The organism is Cellulomonas sp. S1-8 (assembly GCF_026184235.1).
Taxonomy (GTDB): domain Bacteria; phylum Actinomycetota; class Actinomycetes; order Actinomycetales; family Cellulomonadaceae; genus Cellulomonas.
The window spans coordinates 3,281,510-3,307,875 of record NZ_CP110806.1 but is presented as its reverse complement, the minus strand read 5'-3'; the positions used below and the strand labels follow the sequence as shown (position 1 = coordinate 3,307,875).

Sequence of the window (26,366 nt, the reverse complement as noted above, 5' to 3'; positions counted from 1 at the left end):
AGGTCGCGCATCGGGGCCAGTGTGCCAGGCGCGTGCGTCGGGCTCGTGTCACGCGGGCGCGTCCACCAGGCGGTAGCCGACGCCGCGGATCGTGTCGAAGTGCTCCGCGCCGAGCTTGCGCCGCAGGTACCGCACGTACACGTCGACGACGTTCGAGCCCGGGTCGAAGTCGTAGCCCCACACCTCGGACAGCAGCCGCTCGCGCGTCAGCACGTCCCCGGGGTTGCGCATGAAGGTCTCCGCGAGCGCGAACTCCCGCGCCGACAGGTCGACCTCGACCTCGTCGACCTTCATGCGCCGCGTGCGCAGGTCGAGCTGCAGCCGCCCGTGCACCAGCACGTTGCCGCGTGCGGCGGTCGCCGCCGGCTGGCTGCGCAGCCGCAGCCGGATGCGGGCCAGCAGCTCCTCGAAGCGGAACGGCTTGGCCATGTAGTCGTCGGCGCCGGACTCCAGGCCCGTGACCGTGTCGGTCACGGACGAGCGTGCCGTCAGGACGATCACGGGCAGCTCGTAGCCCTCGGCGCGCAGGAACCGCAGCACGTCGAAGCCGTCCATGTCGCCCAGGCCCAGGTCGAGCACGAGCAGGTCGACACCACCGGTCTCGACGCGCTCGAGCGCCGCCTCACCGGTCAGGACGGCGGTCGCCTCGTACCCGTGGGCGCGCAGGCCCTTGGCGACGAAGGCGGCGATGCGCTCCTCGTCCTCGGCGATCAGGATGTGCGTCATCTGCGGGGCTCCACGAGCTCGAGGGACTCGGACTCGCCGTCGACGAGGCCGACGGCGGGCAGGTCGAGGACGAAACCGACGCCGGGACCGGCGCCGGGCGGGGGATGCTCGAGGAACACGCGTCCCCCGTGCGCGGCCGCGATGGCCGCGACGATCGGCAGGCCGAGGCCCGCACCGTGCTGGACGCGGTCGGCCTGCCCGCGGTGGAAGCGCTCGAAGATCCGCGTCTCCTCGTCGCGTGGCACGCCCGGGCCCTCGTCGCGCACCCAGACGAGCAGGCGGCCGGCGGACACCTCGCTGCCCAGGCGCACGGTCGACCCCGGAGCCGAGAAGCGCACCGCGTTGGCCAGCAGCTGCAGCCAGGCCTGCGTGACGCGCTGCGCGTCGACGTCCGCCATGACGTCCGCGCGCGACACGACGACGAACCGGCGCTCGCCCAGCCCGCGGGCCTTCTCCAGCACGTCGTCGGTGAGGCGTCCGACGTCGACGGGCGCCCGCCGCACGAAGTCGGGGCGGTCGGCCGTCGCGAGCGTCACGAGGTCGTCGACCAGGCGCTGCATGCGGTCCAGCTCGTCGAGCGCGAGGGACTGCGTCGCGCGCACGTCGGACTCGTCGCCCGGGTCGAGCAGCTCGAGGTGGCCGCGCACGATCGTCAGGGGGGTGCGCAGCTCGTGGCCCACGTCGTCCAGCAGCTCGCGCTGCGACCCGAAGGCGCCCTCGAGACGCGCGAGCATGGAGTTCACGGAGGCCGCGAGGTCGGACAGGTCGTCCTTGCCGCGGACGGCGATGCGCTCGGAGAGGTCCGACTCGGTGACGCGGCGCACGGTGTCGCGCAGCACCCGGACGGGGCGCAGCATCCGCCCGACGACGAACCACGCCACGAGCGACGTCACCGCCAGCGCCACCAGCCCCACCAGGGAGTAGGTGGCGAAGATCCGCCACACGCCCGCGTTCTGCGCGGTCCGGTCGGAGGCGACGACGAACATGCCCGCGACGCCGGGATCGGCCTCGAGGCTCACCGGGACGGCGACGAGGCGGTACTCGGTCACGGACGTGCGCACCGTGCGCGGGACGTCGGAGAGCGGGTCGTCGGGCGTGAGCCCGCCGAGCCACGCCATGAGCTCCTCGTCGGTGTCCAGGCGGATCGCGCGCGTCTCGTCCGCAGGCCGCAGGTCGAACGTGCCGTCGATCATCGAGAGCATGCCCTCGTGCTCGGCCGGCACGCGCGCCTCGACCGCCTCGCGCAGCATCGCCTGCACGGAGGTCCACGGGCCGCGCGACCCGTCGGGCTGCACCTGACCCTCCGCCTGGGTGCTGCGCAACGCGGTGACGGCGCGGCTCAGCGAGTCGTCGATGCGGGCGTCGGTCGCGCGCAGCTGCAGCGCGAGCCCAGTGACCCCGGCCACCGTCATCGCCGCCGCGGTCAGCGCGACCACGGCCGTCATGAGCCGGCCCCGGACGGTGACGCGCGAGGTCGTGGCCCGCGGCGCCTCGGAGGGCACGCCGAGCGCCCGTCCCGACGCCGGCCCGTTCCGCATGCGCTCAGTATGGTCGGGCGCCCGGTGCGGGGAGTAGGTGCGTCCGCGCGCCGGTCTGCGGGTCGGCGCGTCACGCGCCGGGCAGGATCCCGCGCTCGATCGCGACGGTGACGGCGCGGGTGCGGTCGTCGACGCCGAGCTTGGCGAACGCCCGCAGCAGGTGCGTCTTCACGGTCGCCTCGGTGATGAACAGCTCGCGACCCACCGCGGCGTTGGACAGCCCCCGCGCGACGCCCGCGAGGACCTGTCGCTCGCGGGGTGTGAGGCGGTCGCCACCGTCGCCGCGCACCTGCTGCACGAGCCGGCGGGCCACCGACGGCGACAGCGCCGACTCACCACGTGCGGCGGCGCGCACCCCTGCGACGAGCTGGTCGCGCGGCGTGTCCTTGAGCAGGTAGCCGGTCGCACCCGCCTCGACCGCCCGCAGGATGTCGGTGTCCGTCTCGTACGTCGTCAGGACCAGCACGTGCACGCCCGGCACCTCCGCGACGATGCGGGCCGTCGCGTCCGCGCCGTCGGTGCCCGGCATCCGCAGGTCCATGAGGACGAGGTCGGGGCGCAGCGCCGCGGCGAGCGCGACGGCCTGCTCCCCGTCGCCGGCCTCCCCGACGACCTCGAGGTCCGGCTCGAGGTCGAGCAGGGCCACGATCCCCGCCCGGACGACCGGGTGGTCGTCGGCGACGACGACGCGCACGGTCACGACGCCTCCCCGTCGGTGGCGGTGGGGCGCGTCGCAGCGGCGTCCACGGCGGCCGGTACCCGGACCCGCACCCGCGTGCCTCCGCCCGGCATCCCCACCACGTCGAGCGCACCCCCTGCGGCGTCGGCGCGGGCCCGCATGCCGCGCAGCCCGTTGCCCTCCGGTGTGCCGGGCCGCAGCCCGCCGCCGTCGTCGGCGACCTCGAGCACGACCTCGTCGCCGGACCGCGTCAGGCGCAACGTGACCTGCGACGCGCCCGCGTGCCGGCGGACGTTCGCCAGGGACTCCTGCGCGACCCGCAGCAGCACGAGCTGCGCATCGCGTCCGGTCACGTCGTCCGCGGCCGCGGCGACGACCTCCACGTGCGTCCCGGTCTCCGCCCCGAACCGCGCCGCCAGGCGCGCCAGGGCGTCGGCCAGGGTGCCGTCCTGCAGGTCGGGCGGGGCGAACGCCGCGACGAGCGCACGCGCCTCCGCCAGGTTGTCCCGCGCGACGTCCTCGATGTGCGCCAGCCGCGCGGCCGCGCGGTCGGCGTGCCCGCGCTCGAGCTCGACCGTCGCGGTCTGCGCGAGCATCACGACCGACGTGAACCCCTGGGCGAGCGTGTCGTGGATCTCCGCGGCCAGCCGTTCCCGCTCGGCGACGACGCCGGCCTCGTGGTGGGAGGCCGCGAGCGCGTCCTGCGCGGCGCTCAGCTCCTCGAGCAGGGAGGCGCGCACCTCGCTCTGCTCGGCGACCTGCGTGATCCACAGCCCGAGGACCACGGCGAAGAGCAGCGCGGCGCCGTACTCCGCGGCGATCTCCGCGATCTGCGGGCCCCTCGCCTGCACGCGCAGGACCGCGCCGGTCGTGATGGCCACCGTCAGCACCGTCGCCCACACGACGCCCGCGACGCGGGTGCGGGCGAAGAACCAGATCTGCGTGAAGGCGAGGAAGAGCAGGACCGAGCCGATGTCGCCGTTCACGACCTGCACGACCACGACGACGACCAGGACCACGAGGTACGCGTCCACGAGCCGGGCGCTGCCGCGCTGCGCGCCGCGCCGCCCGACCAGGGCGTACGCGAGCGTCAGCACCACCATCGTGGTCGCCGGCACCAGCGCCTCGGCGAGGTCGTCGGCCTGCGTCAGCACCGCGATCAGGTACACCGTCGACATCCCGACGAACACCAGGTCGTACATCAGCAGCGTGCGCAGCCAGAACCCGTGCCGGTCCACGGTCGCGCGCCCGGGGGGCGCGGCGGCGGCGGTGCTCATGCCCGCGACTCTGCCACGGTCCCGGCCGACCGGTCGACGCGCGTCACCCGTCGTCCCGGCGCCGCCAGCGGAAGGTCCGCACGCCCACCACGAGCCCCACGACCAGCCACGCCGCGAGCACGGCGGCCGTCGCCCCGTGCTGCCAGGAGCCCGACGGCTCCAGCACCGCCGCCTCGTCGGGGAGGAAGACCGAGCGCATGCCCTGGGCCATCCACTTCAGCGGGAAGACCGACGCCAGCTGCTGCATCCACGTCGGCAGCTGGTCGAACTGGAAGAACACGCCGGAGACGAACTGCAGGACCAGCACCACCGGGATCACGACCGGGCTGGCCGACCGGCCCGTGCGCGGGACCGAGGAGTACGCCACGCCGCACACCGATCCGGCGGCCGTGCCGAGCACGAAGACCCAGGCGAACGTCGCCCAGCGGCCGGGTTCCGTCGGCAGGGGGACGTCGAACACCAGGGCCGCGACCGCGAGCAGCAGCGCGGTCTGCACGCCCGCCGTGACGAGCACCTGCCCCGTCTTGCCCAGGAAGTACGCCGTGGGGGGCAGCGGTGTCGACCGCAGCCGCTTGAGGGTGCCGTCGTCGCGCTCGGCCGCGATCGCGATCGCCAGGTTCTGGAAGCTCGAGAGCATGACGCCCGTGGCGACCATGCCGGGCAGGAAGTACTGCGGGAAGTAGACGCCGGACCCGGCCAGCACCTCCTCGTCCGCCCCGAACACCGTCGCGAAGATCGCGAGCATGAGGATCGGGTAGGCGAAGACGAACACGACCGAGTCGCGCTCGCGGAAGAACCCCGGACCTCGTACCGGGTGCGGGACCAGGCAAGGCGGGCCGGGCCCGGCAGCGCCGTCGTCGTGCGTCGTGCGGAGCGCGTCGTGCGCGTGCCGTCGGTGGTGCCGGTCGTCGTGGTCATCGTGCCGCCTCCTCGTGTGTCGCAGCCGTGCCCGTCGCCGCGTCCGTCGCGGCCTCGCCGATCAGCCCCAGGTACACGTCCTCCAGCGTGGGCCGCAGCACCTGCAGCCCGGGGACCTCCCCGTCGGGCCGGCCGACCTGTGCGGCGAGGCGCGCGACGAGCGCCGTAGGGGTGTCCGTCGCCTCCTCGTGGCCGACGCCGTCGACCGTCCAGCGCACACGGGCCCGTCGCGCCCGTCGTCCTCCCAGGTCCGCCGGCGCGCCCTCGGCCACGACGCGTCCGCGCGCCACGACGACCACGCGGTCCGCCAGCCGCTCGGCCTCCTCGAGGTAGTGCGTCGTCAGCAGGATCGTCGTGCCCGTGTCCCGCAGGGACTCCACGAGGTCCCAGAAGTCGTGGCGCGCCTGCGGGTCGAACCCCGTGGTCGGCTCGTCGAGGAACAGCAGCTCGGGGTCGCCGACGACGCCGAGTGCGACGTCGAGCCGGCGCCGCTGCCCGCCGGACAGCGCACGCGTGCGGGTCGACACCTTCTCCCGCAGGCCCACCGCGTCGATCACGGCGTCAGGGTCCCGGGGCGCGGGGTAGAAGCCCGCGACGTGCCGCACGATCTCCCCGACCGTCACCTCGGCGAGGTCCTGGTTGTCCTGCAGCACCACGCCGAGCCGGGACCGCCAGGCCCGTCCGCCGCGCGCGGGATCCTCACCGAGCACGCGCACGTGCCCCGCGTCGGCCCGTCGGAACCCCTCGAGGGTCTCGACGGTCGTGGTCTTGCCGGCGCCGTTGGGACCGAGGACGGCGACGATCTCGCCGTGCTCGACGCGCAGGTCGAGGCCGTCCACGGCGCGCTTGTCGCCGTACCGCTTGTGCAGGCCCTCGACCAGGACGGCCGGGGCGTTCGTCGTCATCATGCTCGAGCGTCCCGCCGGGGACGTCGCCGCCGCGACGACCGCGCGGTGGTGGCGGTCGTCCACCGATCGGTGGACGACCGCGTCCGTCAGCGGGTCAGACGGCCTCGCCGAGCAGGGCCTGGATGCGGCCCACGCCCTCCACCAGGTCGTCGTCGCCGAGCGCGTACGACAGGCGCAGGTAGCCGCTGGGCCCGAACGCCTCGCCCGGCACGACCGCCACCTCGACCTCGTCGAGGATGAGCGAGGCGAGCTCGGCCGACGTCGTCGGCGTGACGCCGCGGATCGTGCGGCCGAGGACGCCCTCGACCGAGGGGTAGGCGTAGAACGCGCCCTGCGGCGCCGGGCAGCGCACGCCGTCGATCGTCGAGAGCATCTCGACCATCGTGCGGCGGCGCCGGTCGAACGCCGCCCGCATCGTCTCGACGGCCGACAGGTCGCCCGTCAGCGCGGCGACGGCCGCGCGCTGGGACACGTTCGCGACGTTCGACGTCAGGTGCGACTGCAGGTTCGTGGCGGCCTTGATCACGTCGGTGGGCCCGATCATCCAGCCCACGCGCCAGCCGGTCATCGCGTAGGTCTTGGCGACGCCGTTGAGGACGACGGTCGTGTCCGCGAGCTCCGGGACGGCGCGCACGATCGGGGTGAACACCGCGTCGTCGTAGGTCAGGTGCTCGTAGATCTCGTCCGTGACGACCCAGATGCCGTGCTCGAGCGCCCAGCGGCCGATCTCCTGCGTCTGCTCGGGGGAGTACACCGCGCCCGTCGGGTTCGAGGGCGAGTTGAACAGCAGCACCTTGGTCCGGGGGGTCCGGGCCGCCTCGAGCTGCTCGACCGTCACCAGGTAGCCCTGGTCGACGCCCGCGAACACCTCGACGGGCTCGGCGCCCGTCAGGCGGATCGCCTCGGGGTAGGTCGTCCAGTACGGCGCGGGCAGCAGGACCTCGTCACCCGGGTCGAGGAGCGCGGCGAAGGCCTGGAAGACGGCCTGCTTGCCGCCGTTGGTCACCAGCACCTCGGAGGGCTTCACGTCGTAGCCGGAGTCGCGCAGCGTCTTGGCGGCGATCGCCTCGCGCAGCACGGGCAGGCCGGCCGCGGGGGAGTACCGGTGGTTGACCGGGTCCTGCGCCGCGCGCACCGCCGCCTCGACCACGTAGTCCGGCGACGGGAAGTCGGGCTCGCCGGCGCCGAAGCCGATCACCGGCCGGCCGGCGGCCTTGAGGGCCTTTGCCCTGGCGTCGACCGCGAGGGTCGCGGACTCCGCGATCGCGGCGACGCGGGCGGAGACCCTCGCGCGGGTGGACGTCGTCGTCGGGGCGCTGTGCTGGCTCACGCGGACATCCTCGCAGAGGCACGGGGCGGTGCCGCGAGCGGATATCACGACGTGGTACGCGGGCCGTGGGCGAGATCGGCCGACGCCCCGGGGGCGAGGATGGGCGGGTTCGACCGCACCGCCCGGGTCGCGTACAGTGATCACCCGGCGGTTGACGTCCGCCATGATGAAGCACGCCCTCAGGCCACAGCGGTCCTGGGGGGAGCGACGTCGTGGTGGACCAGGTCGTCGTAGGGCAGTGGCGCAATTGGTAGCGCAGCGGTCTCCAAAACCGCAGGTTGCAGGTTCGAGTCCTGTCTGCCCTGCGCACGCGGACCGATCCGTCCCCGAGATCTCTCGGGGCGCGGGTCGGCGTCGTGAGCAGGACCGCCGGTCGGTCCGGCGCGTCGCGTCGGTCCGGCCCGTGCGTCCTCGACCAGCGGTCCCGTCCGGGTGCCGCACGAGACGAGACAGGGGCCTGACGTGAGCGATACCGCTGCCGCCGCGGCGTCCGACGCCGACGGCTCCGCCGCCGACCGGAGCGAGCGCGAGCCGCGCCGCGAGGAGCACAAGCGCGGGCTGTTCGCGCGCATCGCGCTCTTCGTGCGGCAGGTCGTGGCCGAGCTCAAGAAGGTCGTCCGGCCCACCCGCCAGGAGCTCATCACCTACACCAGCGTGGTGCTCGTGTTCGTCACCGTCGTGATGCTCTTCGTCACGCTCATCGACCTGGGCATCGGGAAGCTGACGTTCTGGGTCTTCGGGTGACGCGCGCCGGCTGACGCCGGCGCACCACCCACCCGCGCGGGTCGAGCCCGCGCGACGCCGGCGTGTGCGCCGGCCCCTCACCGAAAGAAAGCAGGTTGCACGTGTCGCAGGAGTCGCAGGAGCCCACGTCGGGCGCCGAGGCCGAGCTCGCGGACGCCCTGGCCTCCGTCGAGGCCGTCGAGGCGAGCGCGGGTGACGAGATCGACGACACGAGCGCCGCCGAGGTCGAGGGCGACGAGGTCGAGGCCGACGAGGTCGAGGTGGCCGAGGTCGAGGTGGCCGACGACAGCGAGGCCGGGGACGCCGACGAGGCCGGACCGGACGACGCAGCCGATGCCGCCGACGACGACGCCACCGACGAGGCCGCGCCCGCGTCGGACGACGAGATCGACCCTGACGAGGACCCCGTCGCCGCGTTCAAGGCGCAGCTGCGCCGCATGCCCGGCGACTGGTACGTCATCCACTCCTACGCGGGCTACGAGAACCGCGTGAAGGCGAACCTCGAGTCGCGCACGCAGAGCCTGAACATGGAGGACTACATCCACCAGGTGGAGGTCCCCATGGAGGAGGTCGTGGAGATCAAGAACGCGCAGCGCAAGGTCGTCAAGCGCGTGCGGATCCCCGGCTACGTCCTCGTCCGCATGGACCTGACCGACGAGTCGTGGGGCGCCGTGCGCCACACGCCGGGCGTCACCGGGTTCGTCGGGCACACGCACCAGCCGGTGCCCCTGACGCTCGACGAGGTCTTCTCGATGCTCGCGCCGACGCTCGAGATCAAGACCCCGGCCCAGCAGGCGGCCGCGTCGTCGAGCAAGCCGGTCGAGGTCGACTTCACGGTCGGCGAGTCGGTCACCGTCACCGACGGCGGGCCCTTCGACACGCTGCCCGCGACGATCTCCGAGATCAACCCCGAGAACCAGAAGCTCAAGGTCCTCGTCTCGCTCTTCGGCCGGGAGACCCCGGTCGAGCTGTCCTTCAGCCAGGTCTCGAAGATCTGACCTCGCTGATCCGCCCCGCGCAGCGGGGTACTGCAACCGGGTCATCGCCCACGGCGTCGGCCCACGACACGAACGGAAGGCATCATGCCCCCCAAGAAGAAGGTCACCGGCCTCATCAAGCTCCAGATCAAGGCCGGCGCGGCCACCCCCGCGCCGCCGATCGGGCCCGCGCTCGGTCAGCACGGCGTGAACATCATGGAGTTCTGCAAGGCCTACAACGCGGCCACCGAGGCGCAGCGCGGCAACGTCATCCCCGTCGAGATCACGGTGTACGAGGACCGCTCGTTCACCTTCATCACGAAGACGCCGCCGGCCGCCGAGCTGATCAAGAAGGCCGCGGGCGTGGCCAAGGGCTCGCCGACGCCGCACACCGTCAAGGTGGCGACGCTCACCAAGGCGCAGGTGCTCGAGATCGCGACCACCAAGCTCGAGGACCTCAACGCGAACGACCTGGACGCGGCGCAGAAGATCATCGCCGGGACCGCGCGCTCGATGGGGATCAAGGTCGAGGCCTGAGCACCGCTCAGTACCGACACGCACGTCCCGTGAGCGCGTCCCGCGCCCACGGACAGGTGGCAGGGCCCATGTGCGGCCCGGATGACCACGACTGCTGAACAAGGAGAGCAAGCAGATGGCAAAGCACAGCAAGGCGTACCGCGCCGCCCTCGAGAAGATCGAGGACGACCGCCTCTACACGCCGCTCGAGGCCGTGCGCCTCGCCAAGGAGACGTCGACCACGAAGTACGACGCGACCGTCGAGGTCGCGTTCCGCCTCGGTGTCGACCCCCGCAAGGCCGACCAGATGGTCCGTGGCACGGTCAACCTGCCCCACGGCACCGGCAAGACGGCCCGCGTCATCGTGTTCGCGAACGGTGAGCGTGCCGAGCAGGCCCGCGCCGCCGGTGCGGACGAGGTCGGCGGCGACGAGCTCATCGCCAAGGTCGCGGACGGCTGGACGGACTTCGACGCCGCCGTCGCCACGCCGGACCTCATGGGCAAGGTCGGTCGCCTCGGCAAGGTCCTCGGACCCCGCGGCCTCATGCCGAACCCGAAGACCGGCACCGTGACGATGGACGTCGCCAAGGCCGTCACGGACATCAAGGGCGGCAAGATCGAGTTCCGGGTCGACCGGCACGCGAACCTGCACTTCATCATCGGCAAGACGTCCTTCCCCGAGGTCTCGCTGGTGGAGAACTACGCCGCCGCGCTCGAGGAGATCCTGCGTCTGAAGCCCGCGTCCTCGAAGGGTCGCTACATCAGCAAGGCGACCGTCTCGACGACCAACGGCCCCGGCATCGCGCTGGACCAGTCCAAGACGCGCAACCTCACGGAGGAGGACGCGGCCTGACGGCCCGCCTCCCGCACGTCCGACGGCCCGGCACCCCGCGAGGGGTGGCCGGGCCGTCGTCCGTCACGGGCCGCCGCCGCGCGACGAGGCCCGGTCCCCCTGCGGACCGGGCCCCGTCCACGCACCGGGAGGGTCCCGCGGCGCGTCAGCCCCTCACCAGGGCAGCCAGGCGGTCACGCACGTGCCGGCCGCGCTCTCGCAGACCAGCCGTACGGGACCCTCGGGGCGGGCGTCGAGACGGAAGTACCCGACCTCGTCGGTGTCGACGCCCGTGACGTCGCCGTCCGGCCGGCGCAGCACGACGCGGCCGGGGCGCGCCGGGATGAGCTGGCCCTCGACGGCGCCGTCGGTGACCTCGACCTCCACGCCGATGCCGTCGCCCTCGAAGACGAGGGTCCGCGACGGCTGACCGCTGCGGTCGCGGACCCCCGTCAGCTCGCCCGCGGTGCACGAGTCGTGCACCAGGGAGAGCAGCAGCAGGTCCGTCGCCAGCTCGTCACGCAGCGCGAGCATGCCGCGGTGCGCGTGGAACGCGGTCGTCGCCGCGGTGGTGACCCGGCGCACCGCGTCGTCCTCCGTGACCGCGCGGACGAGGTCGCCGGCGAGCACGTCGTCGTCCTCCCACGCGTCCGCGGGGCGCGGCTGCGGCAGGCTCACGTCATCCGAGTGCCAGCACATCGCGGCCTCCTTCGCCGAGCACGGGGCCTGACGGCACCGCGAGATAGGTGCGGATCGCCTCCGTCTGACGCAGTCGCGCCAGACCGCGCTGCCGCGTCGGGCCGATCGACCCGACGGGGATGCCGAGGCGGGTCGACACCTCCTGGTAGCTGGGCGGTGGATCGGTGGACAGCAGGAGCAGCAGCTCGCGCTGGTGCGGGGGCAGCTCGGCGAGCGCGGCGCGCAGCGCGGCGTGCCGCTCGCTGCGCAGCAGCTCGCCGTCGAGCTCGACGTCGTCCTGGCCGTCGAGCCGGCCCGTCGTCGGGTCGACGGGGATCGACCGGCGCGACAGGTTGGTCATGCGGATGCACTCGTGCCGCGTCGCCGTCGAGATCCAGCCGGGCAGAGCAGCGGGTTCCCGCAGGTCAGCGAGGTGCTCCAGCAGGTTGAGCCACACGGTCTGCGCGACGTCCTCGGCCTGCTGCGGCGTGAGCCGGAACTGCCGCACGCGCGCCATCACGAGGTTCGTGTGGCGGCGCACGATCTCGGCCCATGACCCCTCGTCGCCCGTGAGCGCACCCGCCACGAGCTGTGACGTGGTGCGTTCGTCGTAGGGCAGGCCCAGCTGTTCTCGGCTGCTCACGGCACGACTCCTTCGCCTGTCGGGTTCGTCCCGAAGGCCATCATGACGCTCGACGAGGCAGGTGCCCAACATGGTTACGCTCCCGGCAGGATCTGCAACGCCTTGCCGAAGCCCGCGACGGGCTTACCGGCGGCGAGCAGGGCGTTGACGGCCTCGGGGCCCGACACCCCGAGCTCGGTCATCGTGCGCGCGATCGCGCCCGCGACCTGGGGTGCGGCGAAGGACGTGCCGACCCAGCGGGCGAAGGGGTTCTCGCCGAACTCCGCACCGCTGCCGAAGGCCGGGTTCTGGCGGCCCTCGACGTACGTCGACACGACGTCCTCCCCGACGGTCGAGATGTCCACCCAGGGGCCGCGGCTCGACCACGTCGTCGGCCGGAGCTCGGCCGTCAGGCCTCCGACGGCGACGACCCGGCCGAAGGCGGCGGGGTAGGTCGGCACCGCGTCCCCGTAGTTGCCCGCGGACGCGACGATCACGCTGACGCTTCCTCGCTCGTCCTCGATCTCCCGGACCACGTCGAGCGCGACGCCGAGCGGGACGGAGGCCTCGCCGAAGAGCGTCTGGGTTCCCAGCGAGAGGTTGACGACGTGCGCGCCGTCGCGCACGGCCCGGATCAGCGCGGACGCGACGTCGAGCTCGCAGCCGGCGCCGCCCGGGCCGACGGCCTTGTACACGCGGATCTCCGCGCCGGGTGCAACGCGTGCCACGACGCCGGCGACGAACGTCCCGTGGCCGGCGTACACGTCGAGCCACCCGTCCCGTGGCTCGGCGTCGAGCGGGTCGATGTTCGAGTCGTCGTGCGCGGTGGACGCGTCGTCGTGCGCGACCCGCGGCACGTCGGCGAGCCATCCGTCGCTGCGGGGGTCCTGGGTGACGCCCGTGTCGATGACGGCCACGACCACGCCCTCGCCGTAGCGGGGACCCGCTGCCTGGTAGGCGGGGAAGTCCGCGACCTGGGGTGCGAACTCGCCGGAGTTCGGCTTCATGATCGGTCGTCCGCCCAGGGGGGTCACGTACGACATCGAGACGGCGTGCCCACGTCCCTGCAACGACCTGACGAGCTCCCGCACGTCCTCGTTCGTCCCGGGCACCGCCTGCCTCAGCCGGACGACCCTGCCCTCGAGCTCGGGGTGGCCCAGCGGCACGACCTCGAGGCCGGCCCCGCCCTCCTCGGTCTGGATGTCGTCCCAGGTCGCGGTGGCGGCGAGGATCTCGCCCGCGACCGGGAAGACGTCGGACCCGTAGTCGTTCTGGACCACCTCGAGCTCGGGGGCCTCGCGGCGTGTCCACCCGGTCCGGAGGCGCTCGATGACGGCCTCCCGCCGACGCTGGACGGCCTCGTCGGCGTCGTCGTCCGGCGACAGCGACCGGCCGAGACCCCGCAGGTACCCGGAGCCTGGACCCCTCAACCCGACCATCGCGGCGGGGGCCGACGCGGCCCTCGGGCGACCACCGACCAGTCGCGCGTCGTAGTCGTCGGCGAACGGCCGGCCGGCGGGCCTGCCGGGGAATCGGGCCACGGGGTGCTCCTCATCTCGGATCGGTACGGTCCTCGCCAGTGCAGAGGGTCCGGGTGCCGTGCTTGATACGTCCGGGGCACTAAAATCCCAGGGTGCAGCCCCCCGAGTCCACGACGCCCCTGGTGACGTCGCGCGCCGAGGTGCTCGCGCAGGCCCGTCGGCTCGAGTCGGAGATCGACGCGGACCCGGCCGGGACCCGGCTCCGTGCGGCCGACCTCGCCGAGCAGGCGCGGGCCCACCACCACCCGGAGGCACTGGTCTGGGCCCTGCGGGCGCTGGCCGTCCTCAGTAGGCACGAAGGCGACCCGGCCGGTGCCGTCGCGATGCTCGACGACGCGCTCGCCCTCGCGCGGCGCGCGGGGCTCGCGACACCCGGGGCGTGGGTGCTCGCCAGCCGCTCGGTCGCGCAGCTGGAGCTCGGCCGCACCGCTCGCGCGCGGACCGACGCGTCGGCGGCGCTGCGGATCGTCGACGAGCGCCGCGGCGACGACCCCGAGCTCGACGACCTGCACGCTCGGATCCAGCTCCAGCTCGCCGTGATGGATCACAACGCCGGCCGCCTCGTCGAGGCCGAGGCCCGGTACCGGTCGATCGTGCGCGAGGTGGCGCCCGGCAGCGCGAATCTCGTGCGGGCGGCGAACAACCTCGCGCTCGTGCTCGTGGCGCGCACCGAGTACACGGAGGCGCTGCGCTGGGCCCAGCTCGCGGTCGACGGTGCAGCCCGCCTGGGGCCGTCGCTGCGCTCGTGGCCCTACCTGACGCGGGCCCTCATCGAGGTGCAGACCGGGCGGCTCGCGGACGGACTGCGTGACCTGGAGCGTGCGGCGCGGGCGTCGCAGGAGGCCGGGCAGTCTCCCGGTGAGTACTACGTCGAGTACGCGGAGACGATGCGCGAGCTCCGGCTCCTGCCGGAGGCCGCGGCTGCCGGCCGCCGCGCGCTGGACGAGCTGGCCGCGGCCGGTGGCGGGCTGGTGGAGGTCGACGCGCGCATCTCGTTGGCGGAGACGCTGCTGATGCTCGGCGACGCCGTCGGAGCGGCGGAACAGGCGGAGACGGCCCGCGTCCGCGCGCGTGCGCAGCGCCGCCCGGGTGCGCACGACCGCGCCGTGCTCATCGCCGTCCGCGCCCGGGCGAGGGCCGGTGACGCGGGCCCCGCCGACCTCGCCGCGGTCCGTCGTGCCGCAGGACGGTTGGAGCGCGCGCGTGAGCTCGGATCCGCCGCGGACGCGCACCTCGAGGGCGGCAGGCTCGCGGCCGCCCTCGCGATGCCCCGGCGCGCCGACCGCCACCTCACCGCAGCGGCATCGCTCGCCCGTCGCGGACCGCTCTCCGTGCGGCTGCGGGGGCGGCTGGCCGCGGCGCTGGCGGGACGCCTCGGCGGCGTCGACGACGACGTGCTGCGTGAGTGCCGGGCAGGCCTGCGCGACCTCGCGCGCCACCGCGACGCGCTGCCGACGATGGAGCTGCAGGCGCTGGCGTCGGGTCACGGGGCGCAGCTGGGGGAGCTGGGGCTCGAGGTCGTGGTCCGGCAGGGGTCGCCCGCCGCCGTGCTGCGCTGGATGGAGCAGACGCGCGCGGCGGCCCTGCAGGCACGGCTGCCCGTCGTCGCACCGGAGCCGGAGGGACCGACCCGTGCGGTGCCGCACGACGGCGTCGCTCCGGGTGCGGAGCAGGAGGACCGTGAGTCCGCGCATGCGGCCGCCCGGCAGCGTGCGGTGATCGTCGCGGACGACGAGCTCGCGGACGCCCGCCGTTCCGCCTGGCTCGAGGACGTCGCGGGCGCGCCGTCGCGCGTGACGAGCGTGCCCGGCATCGGGACCGTCCGCGCCGCGCTCGGGGGGCGGGTCCTGGTCGAGTACGGGCGGCACGGCGACCGGTTCGTCGCCGTCGTCGTCGACGCCGCGCGCGCCCGCGTCGTCGACCTCGGCGAGGTCGCCGGCGACGTCGGGGACACCCTGCGCGCGCTCGTCTTCGCGCTGCGTCGGATGGTCGACCCGAGCAGCCGTGCCGCGGCGGAGGCCGCGCGGGCGAGCGCCGACCTGCGGATCGCACGCCTGCGGGCGACGCTGGTCGAGCCGCTCGGGCTGTCGCCGGACGCCGAGCTCGTCGTCGTGCCGGTGGGTGTGCTGCACGGTGCCCCCTGGTCCGCGCTGCACGACGGCCCGGTCGCGCTCGCGCCGTCGGCCGCTGCCTGGTTGCGGACCCGGGCCCGCGTGCCCGCCCCCGACCGGCCCGTGGTCCTGGTCGCGGGACCCGACCTGCGGGGCGCGCAGGACGAGGTCGAGGCGCTGCGCGCGCTGCACCGCGACGTGCAGGTGCTGGGCGCGCAGGACAGCCGTGCCGACGCGGTGGTCGCCGCGGTGGCGGCGGCCGACCTCGCACACCTCGCGTGCCACGGCGCGCTGCGCTCCGACAACCCGATGTTCTCGTCGGTGGTGCTGGCCGACGGGCCCGTGACCGTGCAGGAGCTGCACCGGGCGGGGGTGGCGCCCCGTCGGCTCGTCCTCGCGTCCTGCCACTCCGGCGCGGACGTGGCGTACGAGGGCGACGAGGTGCTCGGGCTGGTGTCGGCGATTCTGTCGCGCGGCACCGCCGGCGTCGTCGCCTCCATCGCGGCGGTGCCGGACGTCGAGGTGGTCGACCTCATGCTCGCGCTGCACCGCCGGCTGGCCGCGGGGGAGACGATGGCGCGGGCCCTGCACGGCGCGCGCGGCGAGATCGACCGGGACACGCCCGCGGGCTTCGTCAACTGGTGCACGTTCAGCGCGCACGGTGCCGCCTGAGGGTCTGTCCGACCCCATCCGCCATCTGAGATCCACCTGCCGCCGCGCAGGCCCGCCGCCCTACGCTGCCCCGCACGACCCATAGCGGGTCAAACCGGGCATTGCGGGCAGCGAGGTGGCGGGGTGGGTGCAGACCAGCTCGGCGCGCTCGCGGTGCTGCCGCTCGTCGCGCTGATCGTCCTCGTCCTGCGCGCGGCGACCCGGGAGGACGTCGCCGTCGACGCCCTGCCGACGTCCCCGGACCCCGCTGACGTGCCGCCCGCCCCCGGGGAGGTCGTGGCCGCGCGCGACACCGTCCGGGCCGCGGCGTCGCGCGTCGCGCGTCTGCTGCCCTGGGTGGTGACGGCTGTCGGCGTCCACCTGCTGCACGTCCTGGACCCGGCGTGGGCGTCCGCGGTGGTGCGCCCCGCCGGCGGCACCGCGGTCGCCGCCCTGCTCGCGGGCTGCGTGGTCGGGCTCGTCGCGACGACGTGGCGTGGGGCGGACCGGGCGGCGCGGACGGCGCTTGCCGCCATGGCACTCGGGGCGGGTGCGAACCTGCTGGTCGTCGGCGTCAACGGCGGCATGCCCCTGGACGTCGGGGCGGCGCGCGCCGCCGGTCTCCCGGAGTCGGCGGTCGTGGCGCCGGTGTCCGGGCACGTCGTCGCGGGCGAGGGCACGCACCTGCTCGCCCTCGGTGACGTGTTCCCCGTCCCTGGCGCGGGTGTGGTCCTGAGCGCGGGGGACGTGCTCCTGGGGGCGGGGGCGGCCGGTCTGCTCGTCGCGACGGCGGCGGGCCCGCGACGCCGGGAGCGTGCGTCCGGGAGCGCGCAGGCGCGGGTGGCGGTCGCCGTGCTCACCGAGCGCCGGTCCGGGTGACCGTGGATTTGGTCGTACCCCCGGGCATGTCGTAGTCTCGTCGGTGCCCAAGACCGCCGGTCGTCGGTCCGCTCGTCGGACCGGCCGAAGCTCCGCGTGACGCGGGGGCCTGCGCAGGTGAGAGTTCATCGCACGTCCTGTGCTGCACGTGGCCCGACCGGGCCGGTGCGGCGTCCCGTGCCTTCGAGCCCCGCGCCTGCGCGGGGCTCTCGTCGTTCCTGCGGCAGCGAGGTTCGCGCCCGGTGGCACCACCATCGGAAGGAATGCCATGGCGAGGCCGGACAAGGCTGCCGCTGTCGCGGAGCTGACGGAGCGCTTCCGCGGCTCGAACGCGGCCGTGCTGACCGAGTACCGCGGGCTCACCGTCGCGCAGCTCAAGGCGCTGCGCAAGGCGCTCAGCGGCAACGCGCACTACGCCGTGGTGAAGAACACGCTGACCGCGATCGCGGCCAAGGATGCCGGCCTCGAGGGCCTCGACGACGCGCTCGCGGGCCCGTCGGCGATCGCCTTCGTCACCGGTGACCCGGTCGAGGCGGCCAAGGGACTGCGTGACTTCGCCAAGGCGAACCCCGCACTGGTCATCAAGGCGGGCGTCCTCGACGGCCGCCCCGTGACCGCTGCGGACATCACCAAGCTCGCGGACCTCGAGTCCCGTGAGGTCCTGCTGGCCAAGGCGGCCGGCGCGATGAAGGCCAAGCTCTACCAGGCCGCGTACCTGTTCACGGCTCCTGCCTCGCAGGCCGTGCGCACCGTCGAGGCCCTGCGCGCGAAGCGCGAGGAGTCCGACGCCGCAGCCTGAGCCCGACGCTCCGGCCGCACGCTCACGTAGCACGCCCAGCACCTCCCGCCGTCCGAGAATCGGGCAGCGGGTCCGAACGGAAGGAACCGCCACCATGGCGAAGCTCAGCACCGACGAGCTCATCGACGCGTTCAAGGACCTCACGCTCATCGAGCTGTCCGAGTTCGTGAAGGCGTTCGAGGAGACCTTCGAGGTCACCGCCGCCGCTCCGGTCGCCGCCGCGGCCCCGCCGGCGCCGGTGGCGCCGCCGAGGCCGAGGTCGAGGAGGAGAAGGACTCGTTCGACGTCGTCCTCGAGGCTGCCGGCGAGAAGAAGATCCAGGTCATCAAGGAGGTGCGCACGCTCACGAGCCTCGGTCTGAAGGAGGCCAAGGACCTCGTCGACGGCGCGCCGAAGCCGGTCCTTGAGGGTGTCAACAAGGAGACGGCCGAGAAGGCCAAGGCTGCGCTCGAGGGCGCGGGCGCCACGATCACGCTCAAGTGATCTGCGCCGGCCGCGAGGCCGGCGCCAGTGCTGACGAGGCCCGGTCCCCTGTGGGGACCGGGCCTCGTGCCGTCCCCGGTGACGGAGCGGCCGCGCAGGAGGCCTCGCGCGGCCCGCGCCGCACCCTGAGACGCCCTGTCCGTGATGTCCGGATCGTCGATACTGTCGTCGGCGCGGACGTGGCGTCCGCGCGCAGGGCCCCCGGCCGTGCGCCCGAGCTGCGGCCAGGAGGCGGGCATGAGTGCGGGCCAGCTCCTCGTGCTGCTCGTCGTCCCCGTGCTCGCGCTCGTGGTGGTCCTCGTGCGGGGCGAGGGTGTCGCAGCGCTCGCGCACGTCCGGGTGCGGGGACTGCCGTGGGTGCTCGTGGGCGCGCTCGTCCAGGTCGTCCGTACCGCCGACCCGGCGTGGGCCGGTGGGCTCCTGCACACCGCGGGCGGAGTGCTGCCACCCCTCGCGCTCGCCGTGTGCGCGACGGGGTTCGTGCTCGCGAACGCCGGCCGCGCGGGGCGGGCGGCGCGGCTCGCGCTCGCGGCCGTGCTGGCGGGTGCGGCCGCCAACGCGCTCGCCACGGCCCTCAACGGCGGCATGCCCTTCTCCGTGGACGCAGCGCGGACGGCCGGGATCGCGCCCGAGCACGTCGCGGCGCCGACACCGGGCCACGTCCCCGTCGGTCCCGACACCGACCTGGTCGCGCTGTCGGACGTCATCGGCCTGCCCGGCCTCGGCGTCGTCCTCAGCATCGGCGACCTGCTCCTGTGGGGCGGCCTCGCGGCCGTCCTCGTGCTCGGCGTCCGCCGGGCCGCAGAACCCACCGGTGACCCCGGTGAGAAGCACCACCCCACCCAGGCGGGCGTCGTGCCCGCGACCGAGAGGAGCACCCGATGAGCAAGCCCACCCGCGAGCGCATGTACGTCACCACCGCGAGCGTCGTGACAGTCGTCCTGGCCGTCTACGCGTTCGCCGCCCCCTACACGCAGGGGCACTGATCCGGGCGGCCCCTGAGGGGTCGCGCCGAGGTCGCGGGGTCACACGTCGGCAGGACGTGTGACCCCGCACCGTTTCCCCGCCGGGGGAGGGTGTGTCACCATGGCACGCGGCGACGACGAGGTCGCCGGTACGGGCGGTGTGGCCCGTGGTGGGCTCCCTCTGGGCTGACTTGAAGTTGCCCACGAAGGCGCGTACGCTAGCGCTTTGCGCTGGCCTGTGCCCGCGACCTCAGATATCCCGACCCCGGTTCCGACGTACGCGCGTCGGACCTCGTGTCGTGGCCGGGGGGTTGCGCCTTGCCAGGCGGCGCAGCGTGCCACGATCCGCAGGGAAGGACCCCTCTTGGCTGCCTCGCGCATCCCTAATGCACCGTCCGCCGACGCCATCGCGAACCGCACCGCATCCCGTCGCATCTCCTTCGCCAAGATCCACGAGCCTCTCGAGGTCCTCGACCTCCTCGGTCTGCAGACCGAGAGCTTCGACTGGCTGCTGGGCAACGAGCGCTGGCAGGCCCGTGTGGCCGCCGCTCTCGAGGCCGGACGGACGGACGTGCCGGAGACCGCGGGGCTGGAGGAGATCTTCGAGGAGATCTCCCCGATCGAGGACTTCGGCGGGACGATGTCCCTCTCCTTCCGCGAGCACCGCTTCGAGCCGCCGAAGTACACGGCCGAGGAGTGCAAGGAGAAGGACTTCACGTTCGCCGCACCGCTGTTCGTGACCGCCGAGTTCGTCAACTACACGACCGGCGAGATCAAGTCGCAGACCGTCTTCATGGGTGACTTCCCCCTGATGACCGAGCGCGGCACCTTCATCATCAACGGCACCGAGCGCGTCGTCGTGTCCCAGCTCGTGCGCTCCCCGGGCGTGTACTTCGAGCGGACCGCGGACAAGACGTCCGACAAGGACGTCCTCACCGCCAAGGTCATCCCGAGCCGCGGCGCCTGGCTCGAGTTCGAGATCGACAAGCGCGACAACGTCGGCGTGCGCGTCGACCGCAAGCGCAAGCAGAACGCGACCGTGCTGCTCAAGGCGCTCGGCATGTCGGAGGGCGAGATCCGCGAGGAGTTCGCCGACTACCCCGCCGTCATCGACACCCTCGAGAAGGACCACGTCCAGACCCAGGACGAGGCGCTGCTCGACCTGTACCGCAAGATCCGCCCGGGCGAGCCGCCGACCGTCGAGGCCGGCCGCGCGCTGCTCGAGAACTTCTACTTCAACCCCAAGCGCTACGACCTGGCCAAGGTCGGTCGCTACAAGGTGAACAAGAAGCTCGGCCAGGACGCCCCGCTGTCCGACTCCGTGCTCACGCTGTCGGACGTCGTCGCGACCATCAAGTACCTCGCCGCGCTCCACATCGACAAGCCCACGCTGCCCGGCACGCGCAGCGGCGAGTCGATCGAGATCCGCGTCGAGCCGGACGACATCGACCACTTCGGCAACCGTCGCATCCGCGCGGTCGGCGAGCTCATCCAGAACCAGGTCCGCACGGGCCTGTCGCGGATGGAGCGCGTCGTGCGCGAGCGCATGACGACGCAGGACGTCGAGGCGATCACCCCGCAGACCCTGATCAACATCCGCCCTGTGGTGGCGTCGATCAAGGAGTTCTTCGGCACGTCGCAGCTGTCGCAGTTCATGGACCAGAACAACCCGCTCGCGGGCCTGACGCACAAGCGTCGCCTGTCCGCGCTCGGCCCGGGTGGTCTGTCCCGCGACCGCGCCGGCATGGAGGTCCGTGACGTCCACACGTCGCACTACGGCCGCATGTGCCCGATCGAGACGCCCGAGGGCCCGAACATCGGCCTCATCGGCTCGCTCGCGACGTACGGGCGGATCAACCCGTTCGGCTTCGTCGAGACGCCCTACCGGCGCGTCGTCGACGGCGTCGTCTCGGACGAGGTCGACTACCTCACGGCCGACGACGAGGACCGGCACATCATCGCGCAGGCCAACGCGCCGCTGACCAACGAGGGCCTCTTCGTCGAGGACGCCGTGCTCGTGCGCACCAAGGGCGGCGAGCCCGACCTGGTGCCCGGCGCGAACGTCGACTACATGGACGTCTCGCCGCGCCAGATGGTCTCGGTCGCCACCGCGCTCATCCCGTTCCTCGAGCACGACGACGCGAACCGTGCCCTCATGGGTGCCAACATGCAGCGCCAGGCCGTGCCGCTGGTCCGCTCCGAGGCGCCGCTGGTCGGCACCGGCATGGAGCGGCGTGCGGCGGTCGACGCGGGCGACGTCATCGTGGCGACCAAGCCCGGTGTCGTCACCGAGGTGTCCGCCGACCTCGTCGTCGTCGCCAACGACGACGCGACGACGTCGACGTACCGCATCGCCAAGTTCCGGCGCTCCAACCAGGGCACCTGCTACAACCAGCGGGTCCTGGTCGAGCACGGCGCGCGCGTCGAGGTCGGCTCCGTGCTGGCCGACGGCCCGGCGACGGACGAGGGCGAGCTGGCGCTCGGCCGCAACCTGCTCGTGGCGTTCATGTCGTGGGAGGGCCACAACTACGAGGACGCGATCATCCTGTCGCAGCGCCTCGTGCAGGACGACGTGCTGTCCTCGATCCACATCGAGGAGCACGAGGTCGACGCGCGCGACACCAAGCTCGGCCCGGAGGAGATCACGCGGGACATCCCGAACGTCTCCGAGGAGGTCCTGGGTGACCTGGACGAGCGCGGCATCATCCGCATCGGTGCCGAGGTCGCGGCGGGCGACATCCTCGTCGGCAAGGTCACGCCCAAGGGCGAGACCGAGCTGACCCCGGAGGAGCGCCTGCTGCGCGCCATCTTCGGTGAGAAGGCCCGCGAGGTCCGCGACACGTCGCTCAAGGTCCCGCACGGCGAGTCGGGCACGGTCATCGAGGTCCGCACGTTCAGCCGCGACGACGGCGACGAGCTGCCGGCCGGCGTGAACGAGCTGGTCCGCGTGTACATCGCGCAGCGCCGCAAGATCACGGACGGCGACAAGCTCGCCGGCCGTCACGGCAACAAGGGCGTCATCTCCAAGATCCTGCCCGTCGAGGACATGCCGTTCCTCGAGGACGGCACGGCCGTGGACGTGGTGCTCAACCCGCTCGGCGTCCCGGGGCGCATGAACGTCGGCCAGGTGCTCGAGACGCACCTGGGCTGGGTGGCCAAGCAGGGCTGGGACATCCAGCTCGCCGAGGGCGATGTCTCGTGGCGCGACGGCGTCCCTGACGCCGTGGCGAGCTCGAAGCCCGGCAACCCCGTCGCCACCCCGGTGTTCGACGGTGTTCCCGAGAAGACCCTCACCGGTCTGCTCGGCTCGACGCTCCCCAACCGGGACGGCGAGCGCATGGTCAAGGGCGACGGCAAGGCGCGGCTCTTCGACGGCCGCTCCGGCGAGCCGTTCCCGGAGCCCGTGTCCGTCGGCTACATGTACATCCTCAAGCTGCACCACCTGGTGGACGACAAGATCCACGCCCGCTCCACCGGCCCGTACTCGATGATCACGCAGCAGCCGCTGGGTGGTAAGGCGCAGTTCGGTGGCCAGCGGTTCGGCGAGATGGAGGTGTGGGCCCTCGAGGCGTACGGCGCTGCCTACACGCTGCAGGAGCTCCTCACCATCAAGTCGGACGACGTCCCGGGCCGCGTCAAGGTCTACGAGGCGATCGTCAAGGGCGAGAACATCCCGGACTCCGGCATCCCCGAGTCGTTCAAGGTCCTGCTCAAGGAGATGCAGTCGCTCTGCCTGAATGTCGAGGTGCTGTCCTCCGACGGCGTGTCGATCGACATGAAGGAGAACGACGACGAGGTCTACCGCGCTGCGGAAGAGCTCGGCATCGACCTGTCGCGGCGCCCGAACGCCAGCAGCGTCGAAGAGATCTGACGTCGAGCCCCGGGCCGGCCACGCTCGCGCGAAGCCGGACCGGGTGCCCGCACCCCTCAGCACGATTTCCGTTCCGCCGGTTCTCGAAACCGGCAAGCGAAGGAAGTAGGACCCCCTTGCTCGACGTCAACGTCTTCGACGAGCTGCGCATCGGCCTTGCCTCGGCCGACGACATCCGTGCCTGGTCGCACGGCGAGGTGAAGAAGCCCGAGACCATCAACTACCGCACCCTCAAGCCGGAGAAGGACGGGCTCTTCTGCGAGAAGATCTTCGGCCCCACCCGGGACTGGGAGTGCTACTGCGGCAAGTACAAGCGCGTGCGCTTCAAGGGCATCATCTGCGAGCGCTGCGGCGTCGAGGTGACGCGCTCGAAGGTGCGCCGTGAGCGCATGGGCCACATCGAGCTGGCCGCCCCCGTCACGCACATCTGGTTCTTCAAGGGTGTGCCGTCGCGGCTGGGCTACCTGCTCGACCTGGCGCCGAAGGACCTGGAGAAGGTCATCTACTTCGCGGCCTACATGATCACGTGGGTCGACGTGGACGGTCGCCAGGAGGACCTCCCGAACCTCCAGAACGAGATCGACCTGGAGAAGAAGGAGATCTCGGACCGGCGCGACAACGACATCAACACCCGCGCCACCAAGCTCGAGGCCGACCTGGCCGAGCTCGAGGCCGAGGGTGCCAAGGCCGACGCGCGCCGCAAGGTGCGCGACTCCGCCGAGCGCGAGATGGCCCAGCTGCGCAAGCGGTCGGACGCCGAGCTCGACCGCCTCGAGCAGGTCTGGGACCGGTTCAAGAACCTCAAGGTCGCGGACCTCGAGGGCGACGAGATGCTGTATCGCGCGCTGCAGGACCGCTACGGCAACTACTTCGAGGGCTCGATGGGCGCCGCGGCGATCCAGAAGCGTCTCGAGGCGTTCGACCTGGTGGCCGAGGGTGACTCGCTGCGCGAGACCATCCGCAGCGGCAAGGGGCAGCGCAAGACCCGTGCCCTTAAGCGGCTCAAGGTCGTCAACGCGTTCCTCACGACGAACAACTCGCCGACGGGCATGGTCCTGGACGCGGTCCCGGTCATCCCGCCGGACCTGCGCCCGATGGTCCAGCTCGACGGTGGCCGCTTCGCCACGTCGGACCTGAACGACCTGTACCGCCGCGTCATCAACCGGAACAACCGCCTCAAGCGGCTGCTCGACCTCGGCGCGTGACCGCCGACGATGATGAGGTCGTTGGCCGAGATGCGCGTCTCGGGTGTGGCGTACTGGAAGTCGATCCCGGGTGACTTCACCCCGATGATCGTGACCCCGTACCGCTCGCGCACCTTGGACTGCGCGAGGGTGAACCCCTGCGCCTCCTTCGGGGCCGCATCTTCACGACCGTGAACCCGTCCTCGACCTCGATGTAGTCGAGCATCTTGCCGCTGACGAGGTGCGCGACGCGCGACCCGGCGTCGGCCTCGGGCAGGACGACGTGGTGCGCGCCGATGCGCTGCAGGATGCGCGCGTGCTCGGAGCTGATCGCCTTGGCCCAGATCTGCGGGACACCGATGTCGACCAGGTTGCCCGTGATCAGCACGGACGCCTCGAGGTACGACCCGACGCCGACGACCGCGACGGGGAACTCGCGTGCGCCCAGCTGCTCGAGCGCGTCGGGGTTCACCGCGTCGGCCTCGACCAGCGGGATGCGCCCGGACCACTGGGCGACCAGCTCGGGGTTGCGCTCGACGGCCAGGACGTCCTGGCCGAGGCGGTCGAGGGTCGAGGCGATGGCGGACCCGAACCGCCCGAGGCCGATGACCAGGACGCCCGAGTCCTTCTTCGGGGTGCGGGGTGCGTTGCGCGGCTCGCCGCCGCCTGAACGCAGGCTCTCAGCCAACGATGGGCCTCTCCTCCGGGTAGCGGATGACACGTCGACGGTTGCGCAGCGCGAGCGCCGCCGCAAGCGTCATGGTGCCGGTCCGGCCGATGAACATGAGCACGACGAGCACGTACTTCGCCGGTGTCGGCAGGTCGGCGGTGATGCCGGTCGACAGCCCGGCCGTCGCGAACGCCGAGATGACCTCGAAGAGCACGCGGTCGAGCGTCAGCCCGGTGATGGCCAGCAGCAGGAGGGTGGCGATCAGCACGATCGTCGCGGAGACGAAGCTGACGGCGATGGCGACCTGCAGCGTCTCGCGCGGGATGCGCCGGCCGAACGCCTCGACGTCACGGTCGCCGCGGCCCTCGGCGACGATCGCGAGCAGCATGACGGCCAGGGTGGTGACCTTGATGCCGCCCGCGGTCGACGCCGAGCCCCCGCCGACGAACATCAGGGCGTCGAGCAGGAGCCACGTGCCCTCGTGCATCTGCCCCACGTCGACCGTCGAGAACCCGCCCGAGCGGGGCATGACGCCCGCGAACAGCGACGCGAGGATGGTCCCCGGGGCGTCGAGCGGCCGGAACGTGTCCGGGTTGGTCCACTCGAACGCCGCGACCACCACGGACCCGAACAGCACCAGGGCGAGGCTCGTCGTGATCGTCAGCTTGGAGTGCAGGCTCCAGCGGCGCGGCTCGCGCAGGTGGTTGGCGACGTTGAGGATGACGGGGAAGCCCAGGGACCCGATGAACACGCCGATGATGATCGGCAGCAGCATCCACCAGTCGGAGACGAACGGGTCCAGCCCCTCGGGGGTCGGCACGAAGCCCGCGTTGTTGAACGCCGAGACGGAGTAGAACACCGCGTGCCACGCGGCCGTCCCCGTGGACTCCCCGTGCACGAGCAGCCGCGGGAACAGCACCAGGGCGATCGCGACCTCCAGGACCGTCGACGTCACGATGACGGTGCGGACCAGCGACCCCACCTCGCCCAGGCGGGTCACCTTGGTCTCGGACGACACCAGCAGACGCTGCGTCAGGCCGATGCGCCGCGACACGGCCATGCCGAGCAGCGACGCGAGCGTCATGACGCCCAGCCCGCCGATCTTGATCGCCACGAGGATGACCACCAGGCCCCACGCGGACCAGTACTCCCCGGTGGGCACGACGACCAGCCCCGTGACGGTGGTCGCGGACGTCGCGGTGAACAGGGCGTCGACGAGCGGCGCGCGCTCGCCACCGGCCGTCGCCCACGGTGCGGACAGCAGCACGGTGATGACGGCGATGACGAGGGCGAAGACGCCGAGCGCGAGTCGTGCGGGGGACTGCCGGGCCGACCGGTCGACGTACTCGCGCGCGCTCCACAGCAGGCCGGGCCCCGCTGCCATCCCACCTCCCGCTGTCCACCTGGTCGCAGACCCCACACTCTGGCACGTGCCGCCCCTCCCCACGCACTGGCGCGGCCTGCACG

The 26,366-nt window shown here is 72.9% G+C and carries 19 protein-coding genes, 1 tRNA gene and 4 pseudogenes; 12 read left to right on the top strand and 12 right to left on the bottom strand.

What is annotated here, in order from left to right; translation table 11 throughout:
* Positions 1 to 48: 48 nt before the first annotated feature.
* The 7 genes and pseudogenes from OKX07_RS14925 to OKX07_RS14895 all read right to left on the bottom strand — a co-directional run bounded on the left by OKX07_RS14925 (position 49) and on the right by OKX07_RS14895 (position 7,376).
* Positions 49 to 726: a response regulator transcription factor gene (locus OKX07_RS14925; RefSeq protein WP_265628773.1), complete on the bottom strand. Its 678-nt coding sequence runs from the start codon at positions 724 to 726 to the stop codon at positions 49 to 51.
* A complete protein-coding gene (locus tag OKX07_RS14920; RefSeq protein WP_265628823.1) occupies positions 723 to 2,264 on the bottom strand; it encodes a sensor histidine kinase in 1,542 nt (513 codons plus the stop codon). The genes OKX07_RS14925 and OKX07_RS14920 overlap by 4 nt, the downstream gene beginning before the upstream one ends.
* A 70-nt stretch (positions 2,265 to 2,334) precedes the next feature.
* Positions 2,335 to 2,964 carry a response regulator gene (locus OKX07_RS14915; RefSeq protein WP_265628771.1) on the bottom strand — a complete coding sequence of 210 codons (630 nt, stop codon included), beginning with the start codon at positions 2,962 to 2,964 and terminating at the stop codon, positions 2,335 to 2,337.
* Positions 2,961 to 4,220, bottom strand: a complete 1,260-nt coding sequence (locus tag OKX07_RS14910; RefSeq protein WP_265628770.1) for a sensor histidine kinase — start codon at positions 4,218 to 4,220, stop codon at positions 2,961 to 2,963. Before OKX07_RS14910 ends, OKX07_RS14915 begins: the two co-directional genes overlap by 4 nt.
* A 43-nt stretch (positions 4,221 to 4,263) precedes the next feature.
* Positions 4,264 to 5,138 (bottom strand): annotated as a pseudogene (locus OKX07_RS14905) (ABC transporter permease).
* Complete coding sequence (locus OKX07_RS14900; RefSeq protein ID WP_265628768.1) at positions 5,135 to 6,046, bottom strand: ABC transporter ATP-binding protein; 912 nt, start codon at positions 6,044 to 6,046, stop codon at positions 5,135 to 5,137. Before OKX07_RS14900 ends, OKX07_RS14905 begins: the two are co-directional and overlap by 4 nt.
* Positions 6,047 to 6,140: 94 nt before the next feature.
* Positions 6,141 to 7,376 carry a pyridoxal phosphate-dependent aminotransferase gene (locus tag OKX07_RS14895; protein ID WP_265628767.1) on the bottom strand — a complete coding sequence of 412 codons (1,236 nt, stop codon included), beginning with the start codon at positions 7,374 to 7,376 and terminating at the stop codon, positions 6,141 to 6,143.
* 232 nt (positions 7,377 to 7,608) lie between these two features.
* On the opposite strand from OKX07_RS14895, the gene OKX07_RS14890 reads away from it, so the two are divergent.
* The 5 genes from OKX07_RS14890 (at position 7,609) to rplA (ending at position 10,466) form a co-directional block, all read left to right on the top strand.
* A tRNA-Trp gene (locus OKX07_RS14890) sits at positions 7,609 to 7,681 on the top strand.
* Positions 7,682 to 7,838: 157 nt separating this feature from the next.
* A complete protein-coding gene (secE, locus tag OKX07_RS14885; protein ID WP_265628766.1) occupies positions 7,839 to 8,120 on the top strand; it encodes a preprotein translocase subunit SecE in 282 nt (93 codons plus the stop codon).
* Positions 8,121 to 8,221: 101 nt separating this feature from the next.
* Positions 8,222 to 9,118, top strand: a complete 897-nt coding sequence (nusG, locus tag OKX07_RS14880; RefSeq protein ID WP_265628765.1) for a transcription termination/antitermination protein NusG — start codon at positions 8,222 to 8,224, stop codon at positions 9,116 to 9,118.
* Between the two features lie 84 nt (positions 9,119 to 9,202).
* Positions 9,203 to 9,634 carry a 50S ribosomal protein L11 gene (rplK, locus tag OKX07_RS14875; protein WP_265628764.1) on the top strand — a complete coding sequence of 144 codons (432 nt, stop codon included), beginning with the start codon at positions 9,203 to 9,205 and terminating at the stop codon, positions 9,632 to 9,634.
* A 115-nt stretch (positions 9,635 to 9,749) separates the two neighbouring features.
* On the top strand, positions 9,750 to 10,466 hold the full coding sequence (gene rplA, locus OKX07_RS14870) for a 50S ribosomal protein L1 (protein ID WP_265628763.1): 717 nt from the start codon (positions 9,750 to 9,752) through the stop codon (positions 10,464 to 10,466).
* Positions 10,467 to 10,619: 153 nt separating this feature from the next.
* On the opposite strand, the gene OKX07_RS14865 is transcribed toward rplA, so the two are convergent.
* The 3 genes from OKX07_RS14865 to OKX07_RS14855 all read right to left on the bottom strand — a co-directional run bounded on the left by OKX07_RS14865 (position 10,620) and on the right by OKX07_RS14855 (position 13,286).
* Positions 10,620 to 11,123 carry a hypothetical protein gene (locus OKX07_RS14865; protein WP_265628762.1) on the bottom strand — a complete coding sequence of 168 codons (504 nt, stop codon included), beginning with the start codon at positions 11,121 to 11,123 and terminating at the stop codon, positions 10,620 to 10,622.
* Position 11,124: 1 nt separating this feature from the next.
* On the bottom strand, positions 11,125 to 11,766 hold the full coding sequence (locus OKX07_RS14860) for an RNA polymerase sigma factor (RefSeq protein WP_265628761.1): 642 nt from the start codon (positions 11,764 to 11,766) through the stop codon (positions 11,125 to 11,127).
* A gap of 74 nt (positions 11,767 to 11,840) precedes the next feature.
* Positions 11,841 to 13,286, bottom strand: a complete 1,446-nt coding sequence (locus OKX07_RS14855; RefSeq protein ID WP_265628822.1) for a S8 family peptidase — start codon at positions 13,284 to 13,286, stop codon at positions 11,841 to 11,843.
* A gap of 92 nt (positions 13,287 to 13,378) precedes the next feature.
* Between OKX07_RS14855 and OKX07_RS14850 the strand changes: the two genes are divergently transcribed.
* The 7 genes and pseudogenes from OKX07_RS14850 to OKX07_RS14820 form a co-directional block, all read left to right on the top strand.
* The gene (locus OKX07_RS14850; RefSeq protein ID WP_265628821.1) at positions 13,379 to 16,069 is read left to right on the top strand and encodes a CHAT domain-containing protein; all 2,691 of its coding nucleotides are present in this window, start codon (positions 13,379 to 13,381) and stop codon (positions 16,067 to 16,069) included.
* Between the two features lie 123 nt (positions 16,070 to 16,192).
* Entirely contained in the window at positions 16,193 to 16,927 is a 735-nt protein-coding gene (locus OKX07_RS14845) for a DUF5317 family protein (RefSeq protein WP_265628820.1), read from the top strand.
* 268 nt (positions 16,928 to 17,195) lie between these two features.
* Complete coding sequence (gene rplJ / locus OKX07_RS14840) at positions 17,196 to 17,726, top strand: 50S ribosomal protein L10 (protein WP_265628756.1); 531 nt, start codon at positions 17,196 to 17,198, stop codon at positions 17,724 to 17,726.
* 94 nt (positions 17,727 to 17,820) lie between these two features.
* Positions 17,821 to 18,209 (top strand): annotated as a pseudogene (rplL, locus tag OKX07_RS14835) (50S ribosomal protein L7/L12).
* Between the two features lie 237 nt (positions 18,210 to 18,446).
* Positions 18,447 to 19,094, top strand: a complete 648-nt coding sequence (locus OKX07_RS14830; RefSeq protein WP_265628754.1) for a DUF5317 family protein — start codon at positions 18,447 to 18,449, stop codon at positions 19,092 to 19,094.
* 444 nt (positions 19,095 to 19,538) lie between these two features.
* Positions 19,539 to 23,045 (top strand): DNA-directed RNA polymerase subunit beta, encoded by a 3,507-nt coding sequence (rpoB, locus tag OKX07_RS14825; protein WP_265628819.1) that lies wholly within the window; start codon positions 19,539 to 19,541, stop codon positions 23,043 to 23,045.
* Between the two features lie 116 nt (positions 23,046 to 23,161).
* Positions 23,162 to 24,247 (top strand): annotated as a pseudogene (locus tag OKX07_RS14820) (DNA-directed RNA polymerase subunit beta'); the annotation flags it as partial.
* On the opposite strand, the pseudogene OKX07_RS14815 reads toward OKX07_RS14820, so the two are convergent.
* Positions 24,244 to 24,917 (bottom strand): annotated as a pseudogene (locus tag OKX07_RS14815) (potassium channel family protein); the annotation flags it as partial. The pseudogenes OKX07_RS14820 and OKX07_RS14815 sit on opposite strands and share 4 nt — an antisense overlap.
* Positions 24,910 to 26,283 carry a TrkH family potassium uptake protein gene (locus tag OKX07_RS14810; protein WP_265628818.1) on the bottom strand — a complete coding sequence of 458 codons (1,374 nt, stop codon included), beginning with the start codon at positions 26,281 to 26,283 and terminating at the stop codon, positions 24,910 to 24,912. The pseudogene OKX07_RS14815 and the gene OKX07_RS14810, both read right to left, overlap by 8 nt.
* Positions 26,284 to 26,366 lie beyond the last annotated feature (83 nt).

Coding starts and splice junctions, on each gene's coding strand:
- OKX07_RS14925 (WP_265628773.1), bottom strand. CDS start 726: ATGACGCACATCCTGATCGCCGAGGACGAGGAGCGCATCGCCGCCTTC.
- OKX07_RS14920 (WP_265628823.1), bottom strand. CDS start 2,264: ATGCGGAACGGGCCGGCGTCGGGACGGGCGCTCGGCGTGCCCTCCGAG.
- OKX07_RS14910 (WP_265628770.1), bottom strand. CDS start 4,220: ATGAGCACCGCCGCCGCCGCGCCCCCCGGGCGCGCGACCGTGGACCGG.
- OKX07_RS14900 (WP_265628768.1), bottom strand. CDS start 6,046: ATGATGACGACGAACGCCCCGGCCGTCCTGGTCGAGGGCCTGCACAAG.
- rplK (WP_265628764.1), top strand. CDS start 9,203: ATGCCCCCCAAGAAGAAGGTCACCGGCCTCATCAAGCTCCAGATCAAG.
- rplA (WP_265628763.1), top strand. CDS start 9,750: ATGGCAAAGCACAGCAAGGCGTACCGCGCCGCCCTCGAGAAGATCGAG.
- rplJ (WP_265628756.1), top strand. CDS start 17,196: ATGGCGAGGCCGGACAAGGCTGCCGCTGTCGCGGAGCTGACGGAGCGC.
- OKX07_RS14830 (WP_265628754.1), top strand. CDS start 18,447: ATGAGTGCGGGCCAGCTCCTCGTGCTGCTCGTCGTCCCCGTGCTCGCG.
- OKX07_RS14810 (WP_265628818.1), bottom strand. CDS start 26,283: ATGGCAGCGGGGCCCGGCCTGCTGTGGAGCGCGCGCGAGTACGTCGAC.